Annotated in this window: 5 protein-coding genes; 4 read left to right on the plus strand and 1 reads right to left on the minus strand. The window is 69.7% G+C overall.

Annotated features, from left to right (window positions below; genetic code table 11):
- Positions 1–127 precede the first annotated feature (127 nt).
- The 4 genes from AWZ10_RS00145 to AWZ10_RS47075 all read left to right on the plus strand — a co-directional run bounded on the left by AWZ10_RS00145 (position 128) and on the right by AWZ10_RS47075 (position 6,504).
- Positions 128–1,105: a PDR/VanB family oxidoreductase gene (locus AWZ10_RS00145; protein WP_060890126.1), complete on the plus strand. Its 978-nt coding sequence runs from the start codon at positions 128–130 to the stop codon at positions 1,103–1,105.
- A 125-nt stretch (positions 1,106–1,230) separates the two neighbouring features.
- Positions 1,231–4,461: a fused isobutyryl-CoA mutase/GTPase IcmF gene (icmF, locus tag AWZ10_RS00150; protein WP_060890127.1), complete on the plus strand. Its 3,231-nt coding sequence runs from the start codon at positions 1,231–1,233 to the stop codon at positions 4,459–4,461.
- A gap of 62 nt (positions 4,462–4,523) precedes the next feature.
- Complete coding sequence (locus tag AWZ10_RS00155; protein ID WP_046702540.1) at positions 4,524–5,384, plus strand: 3-hydroxybutyryl-CoA dehydrogenase; 861 nt, start codon at positions 4,524–4,526, stop codon at positions 5,382–5,384.
- Between the two features lie 646 nt (positions 5,385–6,030).
- The gene (locus AWZ10_RS47075) at positions 6,031–6,504 is read left to right on the plus strand and encodes a hypothetical protein (protein ID WP_078935106.1); all 474 of its coding nucleotides are present in this window, start codon (positions 6,031–6,033) and stop codon (positions 6,502–6,504) included.
- Positions 6,505–6,772: 268 nt separating this feature from the next.
- Here the strand turns inward: AWZ10_RS47075 and AWZ10_RS00165 are convergent.
- Positions 6,773–7,887: non-reducing end alpha-L-arabinofuranosidase family hydrolase (locus tag AWZ10_RS00165; protein WP_060890128.1), on the minus strand; the 1,115-nt coding region annotated here is incomplete at its 5' end.

Genomic DNA, 7,887 nt, shown 5'->3' on the forward strand with positions numbered 1-7,887 from the left:
CGGAGGACTCGACGCCGGCGACGCGGCGGCGGCAGCGGAGCGGCGGCCCTGTGCGGAGGCGGCGGTCAGGGCGACGCGCTGCTGCTGCACGTCCCGGCGCAGGCCTGAACCCCGGAGCTGACACACCATGAACGACCAACTGTCCCTGGCCGAGACGATCCTCACCGTGGCGACCCGCGCCCCCGCCGCCGACGGTGTCCTCTCCCTCACGCTGCGCCGCCCGGACGGCGACGCACTCCCCGCCTGGACGCCGGGCGCCCACATCGACGTGCTCCTGGACCGTGCCGACAGCGAGGGCGGCGCCCTGATCCGTCAGTACTCCCTGTGCGGGCACCCAGAGCAACGTGAGACCTGGCAGATCGCCGTGCTGCGCGAGCCGCGGGGCCGTGGCGGCTCCGCGTACGTCCACGACCACCTGCGCGAAGGCGACACCGTCCGGGTCCGCGGACCACGGAACAACTTCCCGCTGCGGCCCGCGGCACGCCATCTGTTCGTCGCGGGAGGCGTCGGCATCACACCGATTCTTCCCATGGTCGAGGCCGCCGAGGCCGCGGGGGCCGACTGGCGTCTGCTGTACGGCGGCCGCACCCGCACCTCCATGGCGTTCCTGGACCGTCTCGCCCCGTACGCGGACCGCGCGCTGATCCGCCCTCAGGACGAGTACGGCCTGCTGGACCTCGCCGCCTTCCTCGGTCGGCCCGAACCGGGCACCCTGGTGCACGCCTGCGGTCCCGAACCCCTGCTGCGGGCCGTGCGGGAGAAGTCCACCGGCTGGCCCCCGGGCACGCTGGGCGTCGAGCGGTTCGCCCCGGCAGAGGTGGCCGGGGCCGGCTCGGCCGAGGCCTTCGAGGTGGAGCTCGCCCGCTCCGGGCTCACCCTGATGGTGCAGGCGGACCGCTCGGTGCTCGAAACACTGGAGGAAGCCGGCGTCACGGTGGACTTCTCCTGCCGCGAGGGCACCTGCGGCACCTGCGAGACCGACGTTCTCGGCGGCAGGCCCGACCACCGCGACTCCTTGCTGACCGAGGACGAGCGGGCCGCCGGCGACACCATGCTCATCTGTGTCTCCCGCTCCTGCGAGCCGCGTCTGGTCCTCGACCTCTGACGCGGACAGCCGTCGCCACAGCCCCTGTGCCGCTGCTCACATCCTCGTCGCCCCTTCCGGCAATTTACTAGGACGTCCTAGTATCTCTGTAGCAGTGTGACATCGAACCGTCCGGGAAGGCCCCCATGAGCGACCTGCACCAACCCGTGCACCCCGTCCGCCTGGTCACGGCTTCGGCCCTGTTCGACGGACACGACGCGTCGATCAACATCATGCGGCGCATCTTCCAGTCCCAGGGCGCCGAGGTGATCCACCTCGGACACAACCGGTCGGTGCAAGAGGTCGTGGACGCGGCGCTGGAGGAGGACGCCCACGGTGTGGCGGTCTCGTCCTACCAGGGCGGACACGTGGAGTACTTCGAGTACCTGGTCGAGTCGCTGCGCGCGCAGGGGGCGGACCACGTCCGGGTGGTGGGCGGCGGCGGCGGCGTCATCGTGCCCGAGGAGATAGCCCGGCTGCGGGCGAGCGGGGTGACCATCTTCTCCCCGGAGGACGGTCAGCGGATGGGGTTGGCCGGGATGGTCAACTCGGTCGTGCGGGACTGCGACTTCGACCTGTGGGACGGCAAGCCGGCCGAGGTCGCCGCCGTACTCGCGGGCGAGCGGTTCGCGATCGCCCGTGCCGTCACCGGAGCCGAACTCGGCAAGCTGTCGGAGGACTTCCTGGACCAGCTGCGGGCCGCCGCCTCGGCCCGGGTCACACCGGTCCTGGGCATCACCGGCACCGGCGGTTCCGGCAAGTCGTCGCTGACCGACGAACTGGTACGCCGGTTCCGCGTCGACCAGCAGGACAAGCTGCGCATCGCCGTGATCGCGGTCGACCCGACCCGCCGCCGGGGCGGCGGTGCCCTGCTCGGCGACCGGATCCGGATGAACTCCCTCGACGGCAGCCGGGTCTTCTTCCGGAGCCTGGCCACCCGCGGCAGCCGCGAGCTGCCCGAGCACCTGTCGCACGTGATCGACGTGGTCAAGGCCACCGGTTTCGACCTGGTGATCGTGGAGACGCCGGGCATCGGGCAGGGCGACGCGGCGATCGTGCCGTTCGTCGACACCTCGATGTACGTGATGACGCCGGAGTTCGGTGCCGCCTCGCAGCTGGAGAAGATCGACATGCTCGACTTCGCCGACGTCGTGGCGATCAACAAGTTCGAGCGGCGCGGCGCCAAGGACGCGTTGCGTGACGTGGGCCGTCAACTGGTCCGTAACCGCGAGGCGTTCGGCATGCGGCCCGAGGACATGCCGGTGTACGGCACCTCCGCGGCCACCTTCAACGACGACGGCGTCACCGCGCTCTACCAGCACGTGAAGACCGCCCTGGCCGAGAAGGGGCTGCCGCTGCCCGAGGGCACACTGCCACCGGTCGACGCGCGGCACTCCTCCGGTATCCGCCAGGTCGTGCCCGCGGACCGGGTGCGCTACCTCGCCGAGATCACCGACGCCGTCCGCGCCTACCACGCCGAGACCGGCAGGCTGGCCGAGGCCGCACGCCGGGTGCAGCGCCTGGACACGGTGAGGGGCGAGCTCGTCGACGCCGGTTTCGACGCGGACGACGTACGGTCGCTGCTGGCGGACGCCCGCAGGCGGCTCCCGCACGACCTGGGCGAGCAGATCGCGAAGTGGCCCGCCGTCGTCGCCTCCTACTCGGGCGACGAGCAGGTCGTGAAGGTCCGGGACAAGGAGATCCGCACCAGGCTGACCCGCGAGTCCCTGTCCGGCAACAGGATTCCCCGCGTCGCGCTGCCCCGGTTCACCGACCACGGGGAACTCGTGGGCTTCTGGCGCCGGGAGAACCTCCCCGGCCACTTCCCCTTCACCGCCGGGGTGTTCCCCTTCAAGCGCGACGGCGAGGACCCGGCCCGGATGTTCGCCGGTGAGGGAGACCCGTTCCGCACCAACCGGCGCTTCAAGCTGCTCTCCGAAGGCCAGCCCGCCACCCGGCTGTCCACCGCGTTCGACTCGGTCACCCTCTACGGCCGCGACCCGGACGAACGTCCCGACGTGTACGGCAAGGTCGGCACCTCCGGAGTGTCGGTTGCCACGCTGGAGGACATGAAGGCGCTCTACGACGGCTTCGACCTGGTCGCGCCGACGACCTCGGTCTCCATGACGATCAACGGGCCCGCGCCGACCGTCCTGGCGTTCTTCCTGAACACCGTCATCGACCAGCAGGTCGAAGGGTTCCGCGCCGTCGAGGGCCGCGACCCGTCGCCCGAGGAGGCCGCCGAGCTGACCGCGCACGCGCTGGCCAACGTGCGCGGCACGGTGCAGGCCGACATCCTCAAGGAGGACCAGGGCCAGAACACCTGCCTGTTCTCCACCGAGTTCTCCCTGCGGATGATGGCCGACATCCAGGAGTGGTTCATCGCGAACCAGGTCCGCAACTTCTACTCGGTGTCCATCTCCGGTTATCACATCGCCGAAGCCGGGGCCAACCCCATCAGCCAGCTGGCCTTCACCCTGGCCAACGGCTTCACCTACGTCGAGGCCTACCTCGCCAGGGGCATGCGCATCGACGACTTCGCCCCGAACCTGTCGTTCTTCTTCTCCAACGGCATGGATCCGGAGTACGCGGTGCTGGGCCGGGTCGCCCGCCGCATCTGGGCCGTGGCGATGCGGGAACGCTACGGCGCGGGCGAGCGCAGCCAGAAGCTGAAGTACCACGTCCAGACCTCCGGCCGCTCCCTGCACGCCCAGGAGATGGACTTCAACGACATCCGCACCACCCTGCAGGCGCTCATCGCCATCTACGACAACTGCAACAGCCTGCACACCAACGCCTACGACGAGGCGGTCACCACCCCCACCGAGGAATCCGTACGCCGGGCCCTGGCCATCCAGCTGATCATCAACCGGGAATGGGGCCTGGCGATGAACGAGAACCCCCTCCAGGGGTCGTTCATCATCGACGAACTCACCGACCTGGTCGAGGAGGCGGTACTCCAGGAGTTCGAGCGGATCAGCGAACGCGGTGGCGTGCTCGGCGCCATGGAGACCGGCTACCAGCGCGGCCGCATCCAGGACGAGTCGATGCTCTACGAGCACCGCAAGCACGACGGCACCCTGCCCCTCATCGGCGTCAACACCTTCCGCAACCCCCACGCCGACACCGCCGAGCCCGGCGTCATCGAACTGGCCCGCGCCACCGAGGTGGAGAAGCAGTCCCAGCTGGACCGCGTGCGGGAGTACCAGGCCGGCCACCGGGACCAGGCCCACGCCGCCCTGACCGCTCTCAAGGAAGCGGCGGTGAGCGGCCGCAACGTCTTCGCCGTCCTCATGGACGCCGCCCGGGTCTGCTCGCTGCAGCAGATCACCGAGGCCTTCTTCGAGGTCGGCGGCCAGTACCGCCGCAACGTCTGAACCGAATCCCGGAAAGCCCCCGCGCAGCCACTCGCGCGGTCACTCTTCAGATAGGACCCCGGATGGATACCGTCACCCGCCTCGGCGTCGTCGGCTGCGGCCTGATGGGCTCCGGCATCGCCGAAGTCGCCGCCCACAGCGGTATCGACGTCCGCGTCGCCGAAGCCACCCACGACGCGGTCGAGGCCGGCCGCCGCCGTATCACCGCCTCCCTCGACCGGGGTGTACGGCGTGGCAAGCTCAGCGAACGGCAGCGGGACCAGGCCCTCGCCGGACTGTCCTTCACCCACGACCTCAGCGACATGGCCGACCGCCAGTTCGTCATCGAGGCCGTCGCCGAGAACCGCGACATCAAGACCGACGTCCTGCGCACCCTGGACAAGGCGGTCGAGGACCCCACGGCGATCCTCGCCACCAACACCTCCTCGATCCCCGTCGTCGACCTCGCCGTCGCCACGGACCGGCCCGCGCAGCTCATCGGCATGCACTTCTTCAACCCCGTGCCCGTACAGCGACTGGTCGAGCTCATCCCCGCCCTGACCACCAGCGAGGAGACCCTGCGGCGCACCCGGGACTTCGCCCGGCAACTGGGCAGACAGGTCATCCAGGCACCCGACCGCTCCGGGTTCGTCGTCAACGCCCTGCTCGTGCCCTACCTGCTCAGCGCGGTACGGATGGTGGAGTCGGGCGCCGCACGCCCGGACGACATCGACCGCGGCATGGAGCTCGGCTGCGCCCACCCCATGGGCCCCCTGCGCCTGCTCGACCTCATCGGCCTCGACACCGCGCAGGCGGTGGCCGAGTCGATGTACGAAGAGTTCAAGGAGCCGCTGTACGCACCGCCCGCCCTGCTGCGACGCATGGTCGCCGCAGGCCACCTCGGCCGCAAGAGCGGCCGCGGCTTCCACCTCTACGACGCGTGAGGCTGGGCTGGGCCGGGGCCGTGGCCTGCCACCAACTCCGTGCGGACAGAACGCCGTTGAGCGGGCGAACAGGCTGACAGCGGCGTGGCATCGGGCCCGCCGCACGCCGGTCCGGGCCGACCACCGTTGAAGGACCACGGCCGATGGGACATCGACGTGACCCGCATGGTGTCCGTGGACGGAGGCGTTCCCTTCACCGGCTTCACCGGCTTCACCGGCTTCACCGAGGAGAGGTGGGAGGAGTTCGGCTTCGAATCACGTGTCTACGTCTGAGCCCCAGTGAGCACTGTGCATCGTGAAGTTGCTGGTCACGGGTCTGGTGTGTGCGGGGCCCGGGATGCTCGTGCTGGTCGTGGGTGGATGACTTCGGTACCGGAGCGACAGCCTCCGCGTCGGCATGGACCCGCCGTTGGCCGGTCCGTCCCTACCGACGCAACGGGTCAGCTCGCCTCCGACAGCGCGACCGACCAGGGCGAGACCAGATGATCGACGCCGCGATCGAGACGGCCGTGGCGGAGTTCACGCCCTGGACCGGGGGTGCGTACCGTGCCACCGGCCGGGCCCAGGCCGGCCACTACCGCCGTCGCCGCCAGTCCCCGCCGCCATCGGCCAAGCCGCGCCCGCCGCACGACCGCAGCCACGCGCCGTGTCGACCCGAGAGCAGGCCACCGTGCGGTCGCCGCTCAACACCGGCGGCTTCGCCGACACGGCCCCGGCATCGGCATACCACCAGCTGCTCGACCAAGGCGTGTACGTGGCCGGCGTGTCCACCATGTACCGCATCCTGCGCGAGCACGACGAGGTCCGTGAGCGTCGCCGCCCCGCCGTCCACCCAGCGCACGCCCAACCGGAACTGCCGGCCACCCGCCCGAACGAGATCCGGTCCCGGGGCATGACGCGGCTGCGCGGACCGGGCGAAAGGGTCTTCCACCACCTGTACTCGATCATCGACATCTACAGCCGCTACACCGTCGTCTGGATGGTCGCCGTCCGCGCCGACGTCCTGACCGCGGTCTACCGGCGCAACCCCGAACGGTTCGTCAACAAGCCACCCACCCCGCCGATCATCCCCACCAACGTGTGGATCAACCAGCCGGACGACCACGCCGCCGCCCAGTGATCACCTCGGACGCCGGTGACCCCGGCTCACTCGACAAACCCTGAAACCGACCGACGCACCAGGCTCGACACGTTCCGCGTCCTGTGGTCGACCAGGACGAGGCCGCCACCATCCGGGTTCTCCGCGTGCACGGGCGGGCTCGGCCTTGCACCGAGCCCGCCGCTCCAACTCCACCCGTTCCTGATCGCTCGCCGTGACGCTCACCCGGTTCGGCGTACGTCGTTGCCCGCGAGCGTCAGGAACACCAGGACCTGCGTCACGCCACCGGCTAGCGCTGCAGTGTCAGTACCCCCGGCCGGTACGGCAGGAGGCCGTAGTCCATGTTGTCGGTGCTGGGGTCGCGCCCCTGGTAGAGGAACTGCAGATTGCAGGGGTCAATGGTCTTGGTCTGATCGGGGTTGGTGCGAACCACATCGCCGTGGCTGATGTCCCTGGTCCAGGCCGTCGCGCCGCCGTTGGCACTGCCGGCGAAGGGGCTGGTCACGGTGTTGGCCTGCGGTGACGGTGTCCACGTGCCGTCGAGGCTGGTGGCCGTGAACGAGCGGAAGTAGCGACCGTACCCTGTGTAATTCTGGGCCTCGACGATCATGAGGTACTGGTTCTGACCCTTGACCTTGTAGACCTCCGGCGCCTCGAACAGGTTGAGCGCCGTGTCGCTCATGATCTTCGTGAACGAACCGAAGGTGCCCGGGAAGTTGCCGATGGCCATGCTGGCGCGGTAGATGCCGCCCTCATCGTCGGCGAAGAACATGTACATGTTCGTGTCGTCGCCGATGAGGGTCACGTCAAGGGGGCCGACCTTCCGGCGCTTGCCGTCGGCATCCACAACGTCCGGGAGGGTGGTCGTGAAGAGTTCCTGCTGCGGGCCCCAGCCGTTGGGGTCGGTGGGGTCGCTCGAGGTGCGGTAGGAGAAGCTGTATGGCCAAGCCCCGTTGTAGGCGAGCACCCAGAGGTTCTTCGGGGCGAAGTAGAACAGGGTCGGCGCGATGCCGTCGAAGGGGATCGTGTTCTGGGTGGCGGTGGCCATGTCGGACCAGTTCGTGAAGGGGCTGAAGGTCGTCAATCCCCAGCGCCCATCGTTACCGGCGAGGGTGTTGTGCGTCGTGGCATAGACGATGTGCTTGCCGTTGTGGACGACGCTGGTGAAGTCCTTGAGCGAGGCCCACCCCGCCTTCGGCTCCGCCAGCGGGCCGGTCGAGGTCCACCGGTAGGTCGACGGAAGAGCACACGCGTTGCCCGTCCCGGACAGGCCGGTCCACTTCTGGTTGGTGCCGCCGTGGCACGACCAGATCTGCACCCCCGTGCCGTTGGCCTTGCCCCAGGCCGAGACGTCCAGGCACAGCCCGGACCGCACGCCGACGATCGTGCCGTCGGGGTTCACCC

This window comes from Streptomyces europaeiscabiei (assembly GCF_001550375.1).
Classification (GTDB): Bacteria; Actinomycetota; Actinomycetes; order Streptomycetales; family Streptomycetaceae; genus Streptomyces; species Streptomyces europaeiscabiei.

What these genes read in the sequence shown, in the direction of transcription:
- AWZ10_RS00155 (WP_046702540.1), top strand. Translation starts at nt 4,524, where the DNA reads ATGGATACCGTCACCCGCCTCGGCGTCGTCGGCTGCGGCCTGATGGGC.
- AWZ10_RS00145 (WP_060890126.1), top strand. Translation starts at nt 128, where the DNA reads ATGAACGACCAACTGTCCCTGGCCGAGACGATCCTCACCGTGGCGACC.
- icmF (WP_060890127.1), top strand. Translation starts at nt 1,231, where the DNA reads ATGAGCGACCTGCACCAACCCGTGCACCCCGTCCGCCTGGTCACGGCT.